Here is an 18,101-nt window from a genome sequence, read left to right on the forward strand (position 1 = left end):
GCACGGGGCCGCGCGGACGGCGGCGCGCACGGGGCCGCGCGGACGGCGGCGCGCACGGGGCCGCGCGGACGGCGGCGCGCACGGGGCCGCGCGGACGGCGGCGCGCACGGGGCCTGGGTGGCGTTCCGCCTACCCAGGCCCCTTATCGCGCGTGCGCTGTCTGCTGTCCCTGCGGGACTACCAGCGGCGTTTCATTCCGCCGCCCATGAGTCGGCATGCGCGCTCGTCGTCGGCGTCCAGGTAGACGACCGGCAGTCGGTCACGCCGGTCTTCCGGGCCTTGTGGATCCGGTGCCACCCGTCGATCACGATCGGCGTCCCCACATCGGGGAGCGGAACGGCCAGCAGCGGGCGGGACAGATCCACCGTCTCCGCGTGATCGTGGTCGATGCGGATGAGGGCCCCGAGCGCGCCGATCTCTGACACGTTCGCATGCGTGACCGGGTGGCGGGTGGCCGCCCGCGCGGCGAGCGCCACGTCCCATGCCCAGCCGAGTAGGACGAACACCTGGTCGTATGGGCCGTGTTCCGTGTCGTCGTGCGAGGTCGTGCCGGTCCCATCACCGGACATGTAGCGTCTCCTTCGTCATGGCTACCTCTTCGCATTGGGGTTGGGGGTCGTGAGACCCGAGTCATGACGGGGCGGACGGGCGGCTACCCGTCCGCCCCGCCCTCGGGTCACGCGGCGTTCGTGCTGTCTCCGTCACCGCTACCGGTGGCCGTGCCGGTCGTGGCCCCGGTCGTGCGGAACCGGCGGGGCCGCTCGCAGGTCAGGACGGCCTCGCCCCGTCCGACCAGGGTGTCGAGGGCGTTGGCGACGGCCCCGGATGACCGGTCGAGGACCTTGGCGATCTCGCCGGGCGTGAACTCCTTGTCCGGGTGCGCGTTCAGGTGTCCCGCGATGAGGGGCCGCAGCGGCGACGGCGCGCCACGGTCACCGGTCGCGCGCGGCGTCCGCGTGCCCGTCCGGCTGCCGGTGGTGGCACGAGTGGTGCGGCGGACGCTACCGGCGTAGCGCGCGATGTCTTCCATGCCGCGCGTGATCTGCTCGTCGTCCTCGGCCGCGATGGCGGTGAGGGTGGTGGTGACCGTGCTCAGGAGGTCGGTCAGGATCACACGAGCGGTTTCGCGCTGCTCGGCCTTGCGCAACTCGGCGTCGACCCGTGCGCGCCGTGCGGCCTCCTCTTCCTGCGCCCTCCGAAGGGACTCGGCCGCCGCCGTCCGCCGGTCGGCCTCGTCGGCCAGGACCTGCATCGCCGTCGCGAGGGTGTCCGGCGAGATGACGCCGGTCCCGGTGGTGGCGTCCGGCGTGGTCGTGGCCTCAGTGGCGCCGACGTCCCCTGGGGACGTCGAGGCCACGTCACCGGTCCCGCTGGTGGTCGTTGGGGCGACCGGAGACCACACGTCCGGTGTGCGGCCCCTACCGGTACTCTCGCCAGCCGTCCGGACCGCGCGTCCGGCGTCCGCGAACGCCGTCAGGGCCTTGGTCGCCGTCGCGCGGCTGGTCCCGGACGCCTCGGCCAGCGCCGACACCGTCGCGCCGTTCGGCGCGGCGATCAGCGCGTCCCACACCGCCCCGGCGGCCCCGGTCGGGCGGTCGTCCGCCGTGTCGGGCGTCGGGGCGTTGGTGGCCGTGTCAGCGGTCGCGGTGGTGTTGGTGTTCGCCATTGTTTCTGCCTCCCTGAATGGCGGCTGATTCGGCGGGACTTTCCCGCCCGGCGTCGTCCGCCATGACGACCATTTCTCGATGGCACGGCGAATGCAACATGGAGCGCCAACGAATTTTGTCGCCGGGACGGCTGGAGAGGCTTACCTCAGTAAACAAGAATTTAATGATCGAGCCGACCTTGGCGACCTCGCCCGAACTCGGCGCTGCCTTTGAATGCCACTGCGTCGGACTCACACGTTCGGACCTCGAATGCCGCCTGCTGCGGCTCAGGCCATAAGACGAGCTTCCGCGCCAAGCCTGCAAATGGCGGACAACGCCACCGGCGTCCATACGGCTTTAGTGACGCTGCAGAATGGGAACGGCGGTTGTCATGGGAAATCAGCGAAGGCTCTTCCGTCGCGTGCGCCCCTGTGCATGTCCCCTGGAGGGGATATCCGGGTGCACCGCCACCTCACCCGCAAGGCTGGCTGACCTGCGGTAGCTCCGGAGGGAGGAGGGGGTGCCCATAGACGACCCCCCGGTTACTCCCCCGAGCGCGCCCCCGGTTCTCACACCTATCTCGGCCGTGCGGAAGAGCGAAGCCCCGTCTGCACCTGTTCAAGGTGCAGACGGGGCGCGAGCTTGGCCCTAGCCTGGACGGCGGGACCAGCCTGCTATGGACAGGCTGGTCCCGCCTTATGCGGCCGGAGTGACCGGTGTAGCCTGCGGCGGGCCTTCCTTCGGCTTGTCGATGCAGATCAGGTCCGCCCAGACGGTGTGGCCCTCGGTCGGGCTTCCGTGGACGCCCAACATCGCCGCGAGCAGCGAGACGGCCCGCAGACCCCTCCCGCCCTCGCTCTCGACCGGTCCGTTGAGCGGGTCGTGCCTCACCGTTGGATAGCCTCCGCCGCCGAGGTCACTGACGCCCACGTAGGCCAGGCCGCCGAGCACCAGCTCGACGGTGAACCGGCCCCCGTGCTCGCCCGATCGGGTGTGGCGCACCGCGTTCGAGGCCAGCTCGGTCACCACGAAGCCCACGTCCGAGGCGATCGTGGTCTCCGCGAACAGGAACATCGCGAACTGCCGCGCCAGCGGAATCTGATCCGCCCGTCCCGGAAAGACTCGCCGCCACGACATCGACGCTCCCATCACCGAGGCCGTGGGTTCGAGGTTGAATCTCGACATTCCTTGATCCTCCTGACCGGCCGCCACCCCGCCGCGTTCCTATTAGCGGCGAATTTGCGCGGCGCACCGGCCCACCATCGAGGAACAACTCGTGTCGATTGTCAAGTCTGCGAATAATCGCACACCGGGCCAGCGCACTCAATGTACCGCGTATGTGTTTCGACAAGTTCTGTAGTTCCCCATTAGTTCGACGGACCTGAAGATGCATGGCGCACCTGCAATATGGTTTCAAGACAGACCACGGTGCTTGAGTCACCACGAGCCTTGGCAGCGTTGGAGATGGTGATCAGCGTCCGCCCAAGATCGCCACCGAACGCAAACGTGGTTGCACGCCTCGGTCTTGAACTCCGCGAGGACACGGGGGAGGCGTTGTGGGCAGACGTCGTCCCTGGCCAGCCCAAGGACGTAGTAACCCCGGTCGGACAACCTTCGTGCCGGTGCGTGGCGAGCGGGCACCCCTGTTCGGTTGAACTTGCGGTTGCGGAGGGGACGCATCGGTCCGCGATACGAAACTGGTTCCGGCTTCGCGCGCTCACCACGTATTGTGTTGGGCTTGAGGTACAGAAGTTCAGCAGGGGGTCCTATGGCTGTTCAAGGTGATGGGTCGACGACTCCAAAAGTGTCCCGTGTAACCCCTGTGTACGCCCCACCTCCCCCCGGGGGGGTTGTGGTCTACCGGGGTGCACTCTCGATCGTTGGCAAGGCGGGAGAGATCTATGCAACCCACGGTGGTATTACGCTTAGTGTTGTAGATCGTGAACCGCAGTTGCAATGGTTCGACGAAGGCCAGGGGCTGTCAGCCAGTCTTCATATCGAAAGGATCGATATCCCGTCAGGTGGATCTTTGGCACCGCAAGAGCTCCTGTTCCTTCGGCGCAAACCACCGTCTTCACCGTCTTTCCGGAGTCTCTCAGGGGAGACTTTCGCTGGTGACCTGGGTGCGGCTGAGCGGTTCATCATTCACATCACTGGCACGCGACTAAAGGCACAACTACCTACGGTTGAAACCCAGGATGGCATCCAAGGACAAGTTACGTTCGCCTTGCCAGGTTGGACACTACGTCTGGTGGCCGACGCGGAAGCATACGCCTTCGTAATTGAGGCAACGCCTGATTCCCTGCCCATAACCATTAAAGAAGTCGAACGCCTCGAGTGGCAACTGTTCCTACTTCTCAGCCTGTTGCGGGGCAGGGAGGCTGGCCTAGCCGCAACTGCTGGCATTCACGACCTCGGACATGTGGTCTGGGCGAGATGGGCGAAGCCGCGGCGAGGAACTGGGCAGTGGCAATGGTGTCCGGATCATCTCTTCGCCGATGCGTTTACGGAATTGGCTCAAGCGTTCTCCAAGCTCGCTGACAACCCGACTATGGAGAAGGTCGTCGACCGGGCCATCAATCTGTACTTGACCGCGAACGGAACCCAACCGATCGATGCACGCATACCTGTAGCTTGCTCCGGACTCGAGCTGCTGGCTTGGGCAGTCCTTCAAACAGAGCAGTGGCTTACTACAGGCGCCTTCAGCAAGCTGTGGGCAGCCGCAAACCTCCGGCTTCTACTGCAGTGGAGTGGGATACCAATCGACGCGCCAAGTGCGTTTACCGAATTGGAAGCCCGGCGTTTGAGTCTCGAACAGCCAGATTTGGCTGGCCCGGATGCGGTGCTCAAGATTCGAAACGACCTTGTACATCCCCCCAAAAGATTGAGCAAGCTCGAATGGCCCAGCGTGGCCGAGATGCAGCAGGCGTGGCGGCTCAGCATGCATTACTTGGAGCTCGTTATTCTTAGAATCCTGGGCTATCAGGGTCAGTACCTACCGCGCCTCCAACTCACCGCCAGGTGGGCCACAGACACAGAATCCGTTCCATGGGCTAGGCAGCGATAGGCCTCGGCCAAGTAATGGTCGTGATCGCGACCCATCTGTAAGCGAAGTGCGCGCCACTCGGCTCTTTCAGTTTCTCGGCCGCGAGCGTGTACCCTCGTCTACCAGATCTAGAAGGTAGGAGGCGAATTCGTCGTCGCACCTGAGATGCCTCTGCCGGATTGGCGAACCGGATCGTAGGTTGGCGGGTATGAGTGGTTATGACTTGATCGCGTATGCCGGCAATGCGGAGGACGTGGTACTGATACGTGCCTTCGCTGGTCAGAGGGATGGGTTCTTTGTGGATGTCGGTGCAGGGGAGCCCGTCAGTGGCTCGCTGACCAAGAATCTGGTGGACGGCCTGGGCTGGCGCGGGGTGAACATCGAGCCGTTGCCCGAGCGCCACGCACGCCTTCAGCAGGCTCGGCCGGGGGACGTTAGCCTGCGCGTGGCTGTGGGAGATGAGCCGGGTACCGCGATGTTCTTCCGCATCGTCCCGGGGCGGGGAAAGACTGGTGGCGGTGGGCTCAGCACCCTCCGCAAGGATGTCCTCGGACGGCATCTCGCGGACGGTTGGCGCCATGAGGAACTGCGCGTCGAGGTCGTCACTTTGGAGACGGTTCTTGGCGCGCATGCGACGCCGGGGTTTGATCTGCTGAAGGTCGATGTGGAGGGGGCCGAGGCCGCCGTGCTGAGGTCGGCCGACCTGCAGGCGTGGCGACCACGGGCGATAGTAGTTGAGGCGACCGTTCCGCTGACGAACCGGCCGAGCCACCAGGAGTGGGAGCCTCATGTCCTGGAGGCCGGGTACAGGCTGGCGCTGTTCGATGGCCTTAACCGCTTCTACGCGCGCAACGACGAACCGGAGCTGTATGAGCGGCTCACGGTGCCCGCGAATGTACTGGACAACTACATCCCATATGCGTGCGCCCGCCGGGCTGGGCTTATTGAGCCAGAGTGAGCAGGCCGGGGCGGTGGTCACGTAGCCAACGCGTGATCCACGCGCCGTCGCTCTCGGCGAGACCGAGGACGGGGGTGTCGATGAGGCGGCGCAGCATCATCAGGGGCAGAAGCGCGGCCAGGGCCTCCTGGTCAACGGCATCTAAGCCGTAGCCCTCGATGAGCGGGGTGAGCTCCGCGCCTCGTGGCATGTCGATGGCCAGTGACCAGGCGAGGTCGAGCATCGGCGGTCCAGACTCGGTCGCGCCTGGGTCGAGTAGGCCGGTGAGCCTATCGCCATCGAAAAGCGCGTTGTGACAGACCGCGACGTCCCCATGAATCGCAGTCACGGGAAGCCCTTCGCAGGCGGCGCCAATGTGCTCGGCGATGGTTGGGTAGGCATCCGAGGCGGCGGATCGTGCCCAGCCCAAGAACACGCCCAGCGCGCCGGGGGCGTCCAGTCGCAGACCGTCGCCGGGTGGTCGGGAGTGCCACAGCCGGAGCTGCTGGCCCAGTTCCCGCTGACGTGCTGGTGTCGGGCGGTCCGCGTGGGTGCCGGGGAGGCGTTCCAGGACGGCCCACCACGTCTGTCCGGCCGTTCCCGCATCCAGTAGCCGTGGCGCCCGGACGCCTGCCGTGGCGCGCACTTCTTCGAAGTTTCGGACGGTCTCCAGCCGTTCGTGCAGCCGCCGACGCACCTTCACCACCGTTCGCACCCCTGGCACGACGCCGTCGGCGCCGAGCGTCGTCAGCGCGGCGGGCAGGTTGCGCGGACCGTCGAATGCGGAACTGGTCAGCGCGGCCTGAACCGCGGCCTCAACGAGGGTGTCGGGAAGTCGGCCGGTCGGGATCAGGGCTTGCTGGTCACCGGCGTCCAGGGGCCCGCAGACCGGCGCTCGGAGGCGGGTCAGAGCCTCCGACCAGCGGCGCCGTGCGGAGTCGGGATCGTCCAGCCACTCGATGGAGCTGAAATCTGCGTCCAGTTCGGCCCACGCCTGGGTCACCGGCGCCCACACGGGCAGGCAGTTCTCACTCAGGCTCCGCGCGGTTCGTCCGGCCTGCGCCATGCGGCCGCCGGATGCGTCCAGTAGGATTTGCAACGCCTCGACGGGCAGCAGTTCGCGGGAGGCCCCGAGTTCGTTGAAGCGGCGCGCCGCCGCTTCCAGCAGTGTGGCGGCCGGTCGGCGTTCACCGCGAAGTGCCCGCGCCATCGCCTCGGCCATGTCGCACTGGGCCAGCCCGATCGCTTCGCCGGCGGAGTTGTTCAGGTCGCGTGCTCGGCTGAGTAGTGACAGCGTGCGGTCTGGGTCGTACCACATCAGGGCCAGCAGCAGGTGCCGCAGTGCGCGTGCTTCCCATAGTGGCGCGTTGGCTTCGCGTGCTGCCTCCAGGGTCGACTCGAAGAGCCTGGCCGCCTGCGCGAACTGCGCGTTCTGCAAGTGGGTGTGGCCGAGCAGGTCGGCGGCCCGCACCTGGTCCGGTCCTGCCTGCGAGGCGCCTTCCATCAGCCGCGCGACGGACCGGTAGTCGCTGCGGCGCAGCGCGTTGTCAGCTAGGCCGAACCGCCCGCTCGCGCCGATCAGGGATGTGGGCTCGATGCCGGACAGGTGGTCGGCTGCCTCATCGACCCGCCCGATGATGTGCGCGCGGCTCGCCAGCTCGTGCCGGTAGTAGTCGGCATACGGGCCGTCGGGTTCGCCGATCAGCTCGCGCAGCGCCCGGTAGCGGTCTTCGGCATTGACGTCTCCGCGTGCCGTCAGCCGCGCGACCTCGGTCAGCCGAGATAGTTCCGGCGAGCCGGGCAGCTCGGGCAGGGAGACCAGCACCTGCCAGTGTCCAAGCACAGTGAGGCTGTAAGCGAGGTCGCCGAGCGACTCCGGCGCCAGCCGATGCTCCTCCGCCGCGCGCAGGACGAGCAGGAACGCCGCCACGCATCGCCTGCTGCGCGCGCCCAAGGAAAGCGGATGGTCGGCGTCGTCGTCCCAGACCGTTAACGCGGCGCGGGCCAGGTGGTCTATCGCGCGCTCGGCGTTGCGGGTCCGTTCGGTCTGTGTCCAGCCGTCGTCGGTGTCGACGTCGCATTCGATGACGCTGCGGCGCAGGTTCTCATGCAACCGGTACGGCGGCCACACCGTCCCGTCCCGCCGGACAAACGGGCGTTGCAGGAACCGCTCGATCTGCCGGAGCCGCAAATTTGGCAACACCGCATGCAGGACCTCTTCGTCGAACGCCTCTAGCAGTGCCGCGGCCCGCAGTAGGTCACGGTCGGGCGCCGATAGGTCCCGCATCGTCCGCAGGACGAGCTCGGGGAAACCGAGCCCGAACGCATCTGCGGGCGGTGCTTCGCCGCGCGCCAGGTATTGCCCGAACAGCCCGGCGGACAGGTCGAGGTAGAGCGGTGACCCGCCCGATCCCGCGATGATCCGTTCTCTGATCGCGGGGCCGATCGCCGGGGTTCCGTCCACGGTGAGTCGCGCTGTCAGGTACGCCTCGGCTGATGCTCGGTCGAACCCGTCCAGGCCGAGCTGGTCGCGGTCGGCCAGGCCCGGCCAGCGGCGCTCGCCGCCGTACGTCAGCGCGACGGCCCTGGCCGGGTCGTGCCAGCGCAGTGCGAGCCGTCCGGCCGCGACGAACACCACGTTCGGCATCAGATACACCAGCCGCGACACCAGGTCCTCCAGGCCGCCGCGCTCGGCGGGCAGCCGCTGGACGTTCTCCAGAGTGTCCAGCACGCACAGCGCCAGCGCTGGATGTTTGCTGCGCGCACGTTCCAGGTCGGCGGCCAGCAGCACCGGCATGTACCCGAGCATCCGATCCGGGTCCTGCTCACCGAGGATGGGATCGAGCGCGGGCAATTCGGCCCGCAGCCGTTTCAACCGAGCCTTCTGCGTCGCGGTACGACCGAGCAAGTTCAGCGCCCGGTACGCCACCGACAGCGCGCCGAAGCCGCCGAGAAGCTGATCGACGGCGTCACCGACCTGATCGGCGACACCGAGCGACTCCGCCGCGTTCCCCTTCCGCAGGAACGCCGTCAGCGACTCACCCGGATGCTTGCGCTGCCAGTAGACGGCCAGGGCCACATCGAACGCGGGCCACGATCTCGCTAGAGGCGCGAGTGCGGCACGCACGCGCAGCAAGACGGCCTCAAAGCTGGAACTGGCGGGGTCGGCGAAGTCCAGTACCGCACGTGCGCCTCGTCGCGGCAGGCCGTCCAGTTCACCGGTCACCGCCAGATCCGCGACGTGCCGGGCCAGTGTCGATTTGCCTATCCCGCCCTCACCGGACACGGCGATCAGGTTGGACGCCGGCCGCTGGAAGTCGAGTAGTTCGTCCACAGTCCATGACCGTTCGACCAGTTGGGCGAACCGGTCTCGAAAGGCCCTGATCTGGGCTTCCCGGTCTGTGAAGACATGTTGTACTTCGAATGGAGCGCGCGGCCCGTAGCTGAAGAACTGGTCGACGTCCACGCCGATAGCCGATCACATTCCCTTCGGTCCTGACAACGCGCCTTCTGCGCCCCGCGCTACTGAATACTCGCGCCGTGACTAGCGTTGCACGCTTGACGAATGCTGACCCTTGTCGTCAGTTTCGATTCGATGTCGACGTTGAGGAATTCACGAGCTTACGAGTCTCCTCCTCGGGTTCGGCGTCGAGTTCGTTGAGGCGGGCTGTGAGGAGCCGGTAGGTACGGCGGACCGCGTCCGGACGGTCGAGGCGAGCCTGCAGCCGCATGATGCGCCGATAAAGGGGCTCGGAGTAGGGGTCGTGCGTGATGGCCTGTTCCAGCACCAGCAGCGCTCGTTCCGGATCGTCTTCCTGAATGAGCCGGGCAAGGTTCGCAAGGGCGTCGCTGGTGACACGGCGGAGGTGTTCGCGATGGATCTCGGCCCACTCCTGTGTGAGGCCACTGGCGAACTCACCAGCGCAATGGCCCGCTACAAGCGTGAGCGCCTTGATCCGAGTGGCGTCATCGGTGGCTTGCTGGGCCTCAGCGAGGGCCCCTGTCACTCGCCAGAGGTCGACCTCAACGACCTCATGATCAATGCGGTACTTGCCGGCGCTGTGGATGACGTACATGGGTTCGCTGAGGCCGGTAGCGGCCCGAAGGACGCTACGGATGTTGCTAACGGCAGTGTTGAACGTCGGGGCGACACTTTCGGGGCTGTCATCTGGCCATAGATCGGCGCTGGCGCGGTCGCGGGTGACGCCGTCCGGATGCAGAGCGAGATAGGCCAGCAGGTCACGGGCGCGCTGGCGCAGGCCAGTGTCGATGGGGCCATCGGAGGTGTGCAGGTGGACGTGCCCGAGCACGTCAAGGCGGACCGGTGGGCGCGGCGCTTCTTCAGACGGCCGCGGTGCCGGGACGACGATCGAGGCAGTACGCGGTTCAGCTTCAGATGGAGCGTCCTCGCTCGGCGGCGAGGACCCGGCTTCTGCTTCCGTGCCGGTGGCAGTCCGAATGGTCTGCAGCATGCCTGCGGCATCGATGGTGGTCAGGTGGAAAAGGTGAGCTCCGGCGAGCCGCTCGGCGTTGGGGCCGTGAGCGTCCGTAACGGTCACATCGCTGGAGAGTTTCACGCTGGTGCCGGACGGCCAAGCACCGAGGGCGAGGACGCCAATGCCGTACCGGTGGCCCAGCGTTGCGAGACCGTGAACGTTGCCGTTGTACGCGGGCACTGATGCGATCAACAGCACGGTCGGCAGGGGCTCGGCCGGATCGTCGGTGCGCAGCGCGGACACGTCGGGCTGTTCGGTCATCTCCAGGATTCGGCCGCGGCGAAGGAGCTCGGCCTCCATGCAATCGATGGCCTCGTCCAGGGAAGGCGTGATGGTCAGGCCGTCGAGCACCGTAGAGAGATCGGTGATGTCGTCGCCTGGGAAGAGCGCTTGTGCGTCGGTCTGCGGCATGAGGACCTCGGCACGGTAGCGGTGGGCCTTGGCCAGGAGTTCGGTGGCGATGGCTCGGGCGGCGGCGTGCGCACCATCTCCGGACAGGCCGAGGCTGAGTCCAGCCAGGGGAATCGTGAGGGCCTGGCCGTCGCGCACGCCCACGACCAGATGGTCGGGCTCTGCGGCCGACAAGTCCTTGCGGACGAGTTCCGGGTCAGACGGGATGGGAGCGGCGCGTTCGGCGTAGGTGTCCAGGTGCGCCTTACGGGCCTTGAGAACCGGGGCCGCGATCGGTGGTTCGGAATTGTGCTCAGAGAACTCTGAGTCGATTTCCAGCGGGCGTCGGCGACGTCGGTGCAGACGGGTCGCAGCCACAGCCACGCAGAGCGCAGCGGCGAGACCGAGCCCGATCCGCGAACCGGACGGCAGGGAGATCGCCAGCGGCGAGCCTGATTCCTGCCCATTGGATACCGGTGGGGTTGGGCTGGCGGAGTGGTCGGCGGGTGGTGCCACGACCGGACTCGGCACCTGAGAGGTCGTCGACTTCTCGGACGTTGAGCCAGGCGGAGCTGGACTTGGGGTGCCGCTTGACTTGCCTCGTCCGGATGGCGCCGCCTGCGTGGTCGCACGCGGCGATCTCGCACGCGGCGGTGAGGATGCGCCATCTGGTGCGCCGGACAGCGGCAGCCGTACGTGCTGGCCCGGGTGGAGGAGGCCGGGATCGGTGAGTGCGGGGACACCATCGGGTTGGTCGATGCTCCGACTGGCCTTGAAGATCTTGGGGTAACGAGCACCAGAGCCGTAGGTACGACGGGCGAGGGCCCAGAGGGTCTCGCCTCGCATGACGATGTGGGTTCGCCAAGATCGCCGGTCAGTCTCCGGGTGGACTGGGGTCTCATCGGCCAGCAGTGGGGTCCAGGCCGATTCTGTCGGTTCTCGTTGTGGTGCTTCTTGCCCCGGCGACAGGTGCTCCTGTCCGCCTGACTCGGGGCCAGCGACAGCGTGGACACCGGTCACGGTGTGCGTGTGCGTCACCGCAGAGGCCGAGGTCGTGAGGGAGGCAGCGGCGCTGAAGGTGAGCGTGGCCGTAGCGACCAAGTCCCGAACCAGATGTTGCAGCGGTCGAACTGGGCGCGGCAGCGCGGGCCTGGATCGTCCGGCCAGGTAGTTCATCATCTCGGCGCAGACGGTGATGATGAACAGGCACCATGCGCCCCAGCCGATGAGCAAGATCGTGGCTAGGAACACGCTCTGGTCTGTGTCCTGCCGTATCAGGGTCGCGCTGATCTCCTCCCATGACGGGAGCCGGTCCGGGATGGGTGAACCACCCATGGCGTACATCGCGACCGGGCATCCGATCAAGAGGAGCGCCAGGACCATGAGAGCGCCGAGTCCCCGTGCGAAGTCGGTGAGACGGCTGCGTCCGGTGTAGCTCACGGCTGCTGGGGTCCTTCCACTTCGGTAGTCAGGTTCGCGGTTGCGGCGCCTTCGGCGTTGAGGGTGGAGATCCCTATCACCGACAGGAATCGCGCGGGTCGGGTGATGGAGACGTGGACGCGGATGGTGCGCCTTCCGGCCGTGGTCACGGTGCCTTCGTAGCCGCTGGCTCGCAGGTAGGAGTGCGCCGCTCGGATCGCGGACTCACGATCCAGGACGAACTGCCCGCGGGTGTAGGCACGGTTCCGGTCGACTTGTCCAGCACCGGCTCGGGCGGCTTCCTGGGCGGCGGTGTTGGCGTCCTGCCGGGCTTCGAGGACCTGCTCGAAGTCGACGACGGCACCGAAGAACACCACGACGACCAACGTGATGACGACGGTGAAGACGCTTACGCTTCCGCGCTCGGATCGGTGCTGGAGTACGCGCTGGCGTGGCCGTGCTCGGGTAGTGATGATCATCGGGCCGCTCGGTATGGGTCGATTGGTGATCGGTGGGCTTTGGTGACCGTTCGGGTCCCGGGCAGCCCAGGTAGCCCAACGTCGCTGAGCTGGATGACGCAGGTCACCTCAGCGGATACCGTGGCCGACTGCCCGACCGGACGTCTGAACCCGGTCAGGTCGAGTCGGACGGACGGTGTGCAGTGCTGGCCCCGGTCGCGCAAGGTGTGCATTGCGCTGGTGCTCGCCTCGGCCTTCGCCTGGCGTGCGGTGCGGGCTATGGACGCTTGACGCGCGGCATCGGCTGCGGCTTGCGCGACCACAGCACTGCCGTGCGACACCCGCATCACGACAAGCAGCCCGGCGAGGAACGCGATGAACACCGGCGCGAGGATCGTGGTCTCCACCACTGCGTTGCCTGCATCCCGCGTCCGGTCAGCACGAACCAGCGTCTTCTTCCCCAAGGTCACGCTGGCCCCGGATTGGTGAACCCGCGGGTTTGCGTGGTGAAGCGTTCACGAGGGCCGCGCACGGTCCTGGAGACCGTGATGTTGACGCCGGGCAGTAGCGACGGCGCGTGTCCGGTGACCCGCACGTTGATGGTGTTGGTGCCGGAGATGGTGACGGCGGGCGTCTGCAGGACGGGTTCGGCGCGGGCGAAGGATGCTGCGGCGGTGCGTCCTTCCGCGAAGGTGCCGTGGCGGGCGCGGGCGACGCGGAGTCCTTCTTCAGCGGCCGACTGCGCCACGTCACGGGCCACTGACACCATCACCGCCTGCACCAGCGCCAGGAAGAGCAGTCCCACGACGGGGAAGGTGATGGCCGTCGCGACGGTCGCCGATCCCTGGTCCCTTCGCTCCCGCGCTCGTTCGAGCGTGTTCACCGGCTGGTGGCGCCTGGGATCTCGTTGATCCAGCCGTGCACCTTGCTGGACACGGCCAGGTAGACGGCGAACGCCAGCCCGGCGAAGCCCGCCACGAGGATGATGGTCTCGACCACCCCGGAGCCGCGGTCACCACGGTCCCGCAAGTCGGCGGCGAGCCGCTGGCCGCGGTTCTGGACGGCGAGTGCGACGCGAAGCGCCACAGCGTTGAGCAGGTTCATGGTCCCCCGATGCGTTGGTGTGTGTCCGGGCGCTTAGCCGGATGCCAGGAGTTTGGAGAAGAACGGGAAGCCGACCAGGATCACGAAGCCGAGCATGAGCAGGCTGGTGGGCACCCACATGGCGGTGGTCCGTGAGTTGGCCTCGGCGCGCGCGGCGGCGGATGCCTCGTGCCGCATGGAGGTGATCTTGGCGACCAGGACGTCATGCATCTTGGCGCCCTCGCTCCCGGCGATCTCGGCGGTGTGCGCCAGGTCGATCAGGTCACGGACGTCGATCTCCTCGCCGAGCTGGGCGAGGGCGCGCCAGGGTTGCTGCTGGGCATGCCGGGCGCGTGTCAGCGCCTGGTGAACGCGCCGGAACGGCCACCCTTCGGTGATCTTCGCGGGGTTCTCCAGCGCAGCGTTCAACGCGGCCCCGGCTTCGCGCTCCAGGACAACGAGCTGGAGGTAGGCGGTGAAGGCGTACCGGAAGTCGCGGCGGCGCTGACGAGCCTGTGACCGCACGTTCCAATCCGGGAGCAGCCAAAGGGCCGCGGCCAGGGCGAGCCCGGCAATGACCGGGAACGACCACGCCGGTGAGCCACCGGTCAACATCATCAGGCCAGTGAAGAGGGGCGGCACGACGAGCCCGGTGATGAACAGGACCAGCTTGTCGAGCATGAATCGCTCGACCGGACGTCCGAGCAAAGCCAGGTCTGCCCGGGGCAGGGCGAGTAGCCCGGCCGGACGCGCGACGCGGTCTGCCAGCCAGCGTCCGATGCCTTCGCGGGTGCTCAGCCCGTTGACAGGCAGCGGGTTGTTCGGGACGGGCTGGATGCGAGCCAGCGCGGCGTCCAGGCGAGGAGGCGCAGGCCACAGCTCACCGATGAGCAGGATGAGGCCGACGGCGCCCAGACACCCAGCGACAGCGGCGACCACCGTCACAGCTCGGCCCCTCTCACGGCGGACGTGCGGCGGTTGGCCTGCAAGAACCGTGCGCCGGTCGACAGGACAGCCAGCCGCCGCATCCACCAAAGGCCGCACCCGTAGATCGCCGCGACTACGGCCAGCACCGTCTGCCCTAGCGCGGTGCCGTAGGGAGCGGCGAACGTCTGAGACGAGGCGAACAGCACGCTCAACACGACGACGGACGCCACGATGACGACCAGCGTCGTACGCAACCCAGCACGTTCAGCCTCGACATCCCGGCGGACGAGGACCTCTTGTTCCACCGCGTCCGCCAGCAGCCTCAGCGCTTCTCGCGTCCCAGGGCCACGCCGCCGGGAGGCCAGCACCAACGCGCAGGCGATCAGATCGGCGATCGGGTCGTCCAACTCGTCGGCGAATCGCCGGAGTGCCTGCTCGGTGTTGGCGTGATTGTTCAGCCGCTCCGCCAGCACAGACACCTCGGCGCGGATGGCCTCGGGTGCGATGCGGGCACTGTCGGCCAGGGCCTGCTCCAGGCCGCGGCTCGCGCCCATCATCTCCGCCAGCCGCCGGGACCATTGCGCCAGCGCCTCCAGCCGTGCGATCTGGCGTTGCGGTGCCCGTCCCGACAACATCGGCGGAACCGCGTACGCCCCGGCCGCCATCGCAAGGGCAGCGACCGGCCATCCCGACAGCAGGAACACCACAAGAGCCACCGCGGCTCCGGCGAGCAACCGGTTACGGCGTCCAGGCCAGGCCGTCGAACGTAGGAGTGCCTGCAACCGCGATGGCGGACGCGCCTGCCGTTCAGCGGGTTCGGTACCCCGCAAGCCGGCCACGATCGCGAAGACGGCCCCGGCGGTGCACAGGCCGGCCAGGGCGGCAAGCACGCTCATCGCAGCCAGCCCCCCGCGTCCGAGCTGGGCTTCAGCAGCTCGGGATCGAGGCCCTGTGCCGCGAGTTCATCGAGGAGGGCGGCACTGATGTGCCCGCCCGCAGGGGTGGCTCGCCGGTCAGGTCCGGGGCTGAAGACCAGGTTGCGGGTCGGTTCTACCGAGTCGGCCGGTGGCCCGATCTCCATCACCTGCGACACGAACCGTTCATTGCTCGCCTGGTCCCGTTCCAGGTAGACGATCAGGGGCTCGGCCAGCCCGAACATCAAATGCACATCATCGGCTCCGAGGCCGAGATCGGCACGGCGGCCGAGCTGGACTACGCGGCTGAACACGTGCTCGGGCCGGTGGACGTGCAGGGTGCACATCGAGCCACGCGCCCCGGAGTACATCACCTCCAACATCGGCGCCAGCTCCCCGTGCCGCGCCTCGCCGACGATCACCCGGTCGGGATTCAGGCGCAGGCACGCCGGCACCAGGTCCTGCAACCGGACCTCGCCCGCGCCCTCGGCATTGGCTTGCCGGGCTTCCAAGGCGACTACGTCATGGTGCCGATGCGCCAACCGTGGGTCGTCCAGGAACAGCTCGAAGTCGCTCTCCAACGTGATGACCCGCTCCTCGGGCGGGATCTCGTTGGCCAACGCACGCACCAGCGTTGTCTTACCGGTGTTGACCTCCCCGCACACGATGATGTTGCGGCGAGCCCGGGTCGCCGCTTTCAGGAACGCACCCAGCGGCTTGGTCAGGGTTCCGAGCTCGGTGAGCTGCCCCAGGGTGACATCGACCAGCCGATGTACCCGGATCGCCAGATGCGGGCGCCTGGACACCCAGCCCACCACGGCCAGCCGCACTCCGTCGGCGAGCGCGACATCCAGCAGCGGCGAGGCATGGGAGAACTCCCGGCCGGTGTTCCCCCGGCGCGCCAGCAGCTGAACCCACTCGACGAGGTCGTCATCGGTCTCGGCGACCGGCGGCCCCGGTTGCTTGGTGCCGTCGGTGTAGCTGATCCAGGTCTGCCGACAGCCGTTGACGACGATGTTCTCCACGTCGGAGCGATCCAAGTACGGCTGCAGCGGCCCAAGTCCAAACCGCCGATCAAAGACTAGCCGAGCGACCCTACGCAACGCCTCAGCCGACATCACCCGACCGGACGCCATCAGCCCATGTGACCACGCCTGAACCTGCGCATCGATCAACTGCCGTGCCCGTATCCGATCAACGCCATCCCCCAGGACGTCAACGAGCTGCGCAGAAACCTCTCGAACCGCCGCCCATACGCTCGCGTCGTCCGCTTCATCCGGCGGCGTCGCCCCAGTGGACACAAGGGCCGCATGGTGGGCTCCCTCCGGCCTGGTGAAGGTCCATCCCGGCGCGCTCACCGGTCATCCCCAGCGGTGGCAGCAATACCGGCTAGAACCGCCCCGCTCTCGCCTCCGGTGTCGGTGGGCCGAGAGTCGGCCGTAGCGCGAATACGCCGGCCCAGGCGTTTGAACGACCGCAGCAGCAGCGAAGTCTTGAAGGTCCTTCGAGGCCGAGCACCATCTGAGAGGACTCGGGCGTCGGCGGGCGAGCAAGGCAGCTCAGCCATCACCGGCTTCCCGAGGACGCGTTCGACCTCCGCCGCGCTGTACGGCCCATCCGCGACCAGGCACAGTCCGACGGTCGTGCGATCGCCCAACAGGTCCGTCAGAGCGTCGAGCCGTGGTCCGGCGACATCAACCTGTGTCAACGTCGGCCTCAAGATCATGACTACGGTCTCCGCCACCCGCAGCAAGGCATCAGGTGTGTCCCGGCCGCCGATTCGCCCGAGGTCGGCGAGCACATCACCCTGCCGCGAGGCCAGTACTTCGCCCAACCGACCCCACAACGCCTCGAGCCGCACCCCGTGTCGAGGATCGCGAACACCGTGCAGAAGCGTCGCGGAGTCCGCTCCCGGAATAGGAATCACATAGTCGTCCAACGGAAGGCGAGAATTCGGCCCGGTCTCGGCAGCCATCGCCAAGCCAAGCAACCCCGGGCCGACAGACTCCCGCAGTCGGTCGGCCAGGAAACCCGGCAGTACACGGCGCCCCATCGGGTCGCACTCGGCAAGCAGCACCTCGCTCGGCCACGTCATGGCCATGCCCAACGCGGTAGTGGTGACGCCCGGCGATCCTCCCGGCGAGACAACGCAGTACAGCGCCATGTTTAGCCGCGCCTTTCCGTCACAACGAGGACGACCATCCCGGCGGCCGCCTGCCGCGCAACAACGCTGCTGTCGGCATCGGGCACTATCAAGGACGCCGTCATCGCGCCCTCGGCATCCGGCCCGTCCACCTCATCGACCACTGCGGCGACATCCCGGAGAGCAGTGGTCTGCACGCGGCTTAGCGGAGCGCCGGTCACGGGCTCCTGGCCTTGATCGCCATAGGTGAACACCAACCGGACTCTCCAGCCCGGAGCCAGCCCCGGCGGCATCGAACCGGCCTTCAACGGCACGGTCACCAGCGCCTGTCCCGCCGCAGGACTCTGTTGCGTCGTCAGTTGCGACGTCGCCAGGAGCGTTCCCTTTCGCAGTCCCACGGCAGCTCGCCGCCCCACGACCTGTTCGAGCTGACGGCCGGGAATCACCGTCACACTCGGCGCTATCGCGATGCTGGCCCTGTCAAGATCAGCCTGGGTGATCTGGTGCCCGGCCGCGACATCACGCGCCACCCTGACAACTGAGACGCGGTCACCTGATGAGCGGAACAAGTACACGTTGGTCGCCACAGCCAGCACCAGCAACATCGCCGCTGCCGCGACCACTCCTGGGCGACGTTGCCGC

At 67.5% G+C, this 18,101-nt stretch carries 17 protein-coding genes; 2 read left to right on the forward strand and 15 right to left on the reverse strand.

Features of this window, described 5'->3' with window-relative positions; translation table 11 throughout:
- Positions 1-191 precede the first annotated feature (191 nt).
- The 4 genes from ETD83_RS08300 to ETD83_RS08310 form a co-directional block, all read right to left on the reverse strand.
- Entirely contained in the window at positions 192-569 is a 378-nt protein-coding gene (locus tag ETD83_RS08300; protein ID WP_138644479.1) for a hypothetical protein, read from the reverse strand.
- Positions 570-676: 107 nt separating this feature from the next.
- Entirely contained in the window at positions 677-1,666 is a 990-nt protein-coding gene (locus ETD83_RS08305; RefSeq protein WP_138644480.1) for a hypothetical protein, read from the reverse strand.
- Positions 1,635-1,901: a hypothetical protein gene (locus ETD83_RS42305; RefSeq protein WP_171064082.1), complete on the reverse strand. Its 267-nt coding sequence runs from the start codon at positions 1,899-1,901 to the stop codon at positions 1,635-1,637. Before ETD83_RS42305 ends, ETD83_RS08305 begins: the two co-directional genes overlap by 32 nt.
- Positions 1,902-2,342: 441 nt before the next feature.
- Positions 2,343-2,831, reverse strand: coding sequence for an ATP-binding protein (locus ETD83_RS08310; protein ID WP_138644481.1), 489 nt, complete (start codon positions 2,829-2,831; stop codon positions 2,343-2,345).
- A gap of 667 nt (positions 2,832-3,498) precedes the next feature.
- Here ETD83_RS08310 and ETD83_RS08315 point away from each other — a divergent pair.
- Positions 3,499-4,713 (forward strand): hypothetical protein, encoded by a 1,215-nt coding sequence (locus ETD83_RS08315; protein ID WP_138644482.1) that lies wholly within the window; start codon positions 3,499-3,501, stop codon positions 4,711-4,713.
- Positions 4,714-4,900: 187 nt separating this feature from the next.
- Positions 4,901-5,650 carry an FkbM family methyltransferase gene (locus ETD83_RS08320; protein WP_138644483.1) on the forward strand — a complete coding sequence of 250 codons (750 nt, stop codon included), beginning with the start codon at positions 4,901-4,903 and terminating at the stop codon, positions 5,648-5,650.
- On the opposite strand, the gene ETD83_RS08325 is transcribed toward ETD83_RS08320, so the two are convergent.
- The 11 genes from ETD83_RS08325 to ETD83_RS08375 all read right to left on the reverse strand — a co-directional run bounded on the left by ETD83_RS08325 (position 5,634) and on the right by ETD83_RS08375 (position 18,064).
- Positions 5,634-8,963 (reverse strand): phosphotransferase, encoded by a 3,330-nt coding sequence (locus ETD83_RS08325; protein WP_138644484.1) that lies wholly within the window; start codon positions 8,961-8,963, stop codon positions 5,634-5,636. The genes ETD83_RS08320 and ETD83_RS08325 overlap by 17 nt on opposite strands.
- A 247-nt stretch (positions 8,964-9,210) precedes the next feature.
- Positions 9,211-11,955 (reverse strand): BTAD domain-containing putative transcriptional regulator, encoded by a 2,745-nt coding sequence (locus tag ETD83_RS08330; protein ID WP_138644485.1) that lies wholly within the window; start codon positions 11,953-11,955, stop codon positions 9,211-9,213.
- Positions 11,952-12,413, reverse strand: coding sequence for a pilus assembly protein TadG-related protein (locus ETD83_RS08335; protein ID WP_138644486.1), 462 nt, complete (start codon positions 12,411-12,413; stop codon positions 11,952-11,954). Before ETD83_RS08335 ends, ETD83_RS08330 begins: the two co-directional genes overlap by 4 nt.
- Positions 12,410-12,862: a TadE/TadG family type IV pilus assembly protein gene (locus ETD83_RS08340; protein WP_138644487.1), complete on the reverse strand. Its 453-nt coding sequence runs from the start codon at positions 12,860-12,862 to the stop codon at positions 12,410-12,412. Before ETD83_RS08340 ends, ETD83_RS08335 begins: the two co-directional genes overlap by 4 nt.
- Positions 12,859-13,275: a TadE/TadG family type IV pilus assembly protein gene (locus tag ETD83_RS08345; protein ID WP_268920424.1), complete on the reverse strand. Its 417-nt coding sequence runs from the start codon at positions 13,273-13,275 to the stop codon at positions 12,859-12,861. The genes ETD83_RS08340 and ETD83_RS08345 overlap by 4 nt, the downstream gene beginning before the upstream one ends.
- A complete protein-coding gene (locus ETD83_RS08350) occupies positions 13,272-13,496 on the reverse strand; it encodes a hypothetical protein (RefSeq protein WP_138644489.1) in 225 nt (74 codons plus the stop codon). The genes ETD83_RS08345 and ETD83_RS08350 overlap by 4 nt, the downstream gene beginning before the upstream one ends.
- Before the next feature lie 33 nt (positions 13,497-13,529).
- The gene (locus tag ETD83_RS08355; RefSeq protein WP_138644490.1) at positions 13,530-14,420 is read right to left on the reverse strand and encodes a type II secretion system F family protein; all 891 of its coding nucleotides are present in this window, start codon (positions 14,418-14,420) and stop codon (positions 13,530-13,532) included.
- Complete coding sequence (locus ETD83_RS08360) at positions 14,417-15,109, reverse strand: type II secretion system F family protein (protein WP_171064085.1); 693 nt, start codon at positions 15,107-15,109, stop codon at positions 14,417-14,419. Before ETD83_RS08360 ends, ETD83_RS08355 begins: the two co-directional genes overlap by 4 nt.
- Before the next feature lie 185 nt (positions 15,110-15,294).
- The gene (locus ETD83_RS08365; RefSeq protein WP_171064086.1) at positions 15,295-16,341 is read right to left on the reverse strand and encodes an ATPase, T2SS/T4P/T4SS family; all 1,047 of its coding nucleotides are present in this window, start codon (positions 16,339-16,341) and stop codon (positions 15,295-15,297) included.
- A 329-nt stretch (positions 16,342-16,670) separates the two neighbouring features.
- Positions 16,671-17,417, reverse strand: coding sequence for a hypothetical protein (locus ETD83_RS08370; protein ID WP_138644493.1), 747 nt, complete (start codon positions 17,415-17,417; stop codon positions 16,671-16,673).
- 65 nt (positions 17,418-17,482) lie between these two features.
- Entirely contained in the window at positions 17,483-18,064 is a 582-nt protein-coding gene (locus ETD83_RS08375) for an SAF domain-containing protein (protein ID WP_171064087.1), read from the reverse strand.
- Positions 18,065-18,101: the final 37 nt, after the last annotated feature.

Source organism: Actinomadura soli (assembly GCF_005889715.1).
Taxonomy (GTDB): Bacteria; Actinomycetota; Actinomycetes; order Streptosporangiales; family Streptosporangiaceae; genus Spirillospora; species Spirillospora soli.

Coding starts and splice junctions, on each gene's coding strand:
- ETD83_RS08300 (WP_138644479.1), bottom strand. CDS start 569: ATGTCCGGTGATGGGACCGGCACGACCTCGCACGACGACACGGAACAC.
- ETD83_RS08305 (WP_138644480.1), bottom strand. CDS start 1,666: ATGGCGAACACCAACACCACCGCGACCGCTGACACGGCCACCAACGCC.
- ETD83_RS08310 (WP_138644481.1), bottom strand. CDS start 2,831: ATGTCGAGATTCAACCTCGAACCCACGGCCTCGGTGATGGGAGCGTCG.
- ETD83_RS08320 (WP_138644483.1), top strand. CDS start 4,901: ATGAGTGGTTATGACTTGATCGCGTATGCCGGCAATGCGGAGGACGTG.
- ETD83_RS08335 (WP_138644486.1), bottom strand. CDS start 12,413: ATGATCATCACTACCCGAGCACGGCCACGCCAGCGCGTACTCCAGCAC.
- ETD83_RS08350 (WP_138644489.1), bottom strand. CDS start 13,496: ATGAACCTGCTCAACGCTGTGGCGCTTCGCGTCGCACTCGCCGTCCAG.
- ETD83_RS08370 (WP_138644493.1), bottom strand. CDS start 17,417: ATGGCCATGACGTGGCCGAGCGAGGTGCTGCTTGCCGAGTGCGACCCG.
- ETD83_RS08375 (WP_171064087.1), bottom strand. CDS start 18,064: ATGTTGCTGGTGCTGGCTGTGGCGACCAACGTGTACTTGTTCCGCTCA.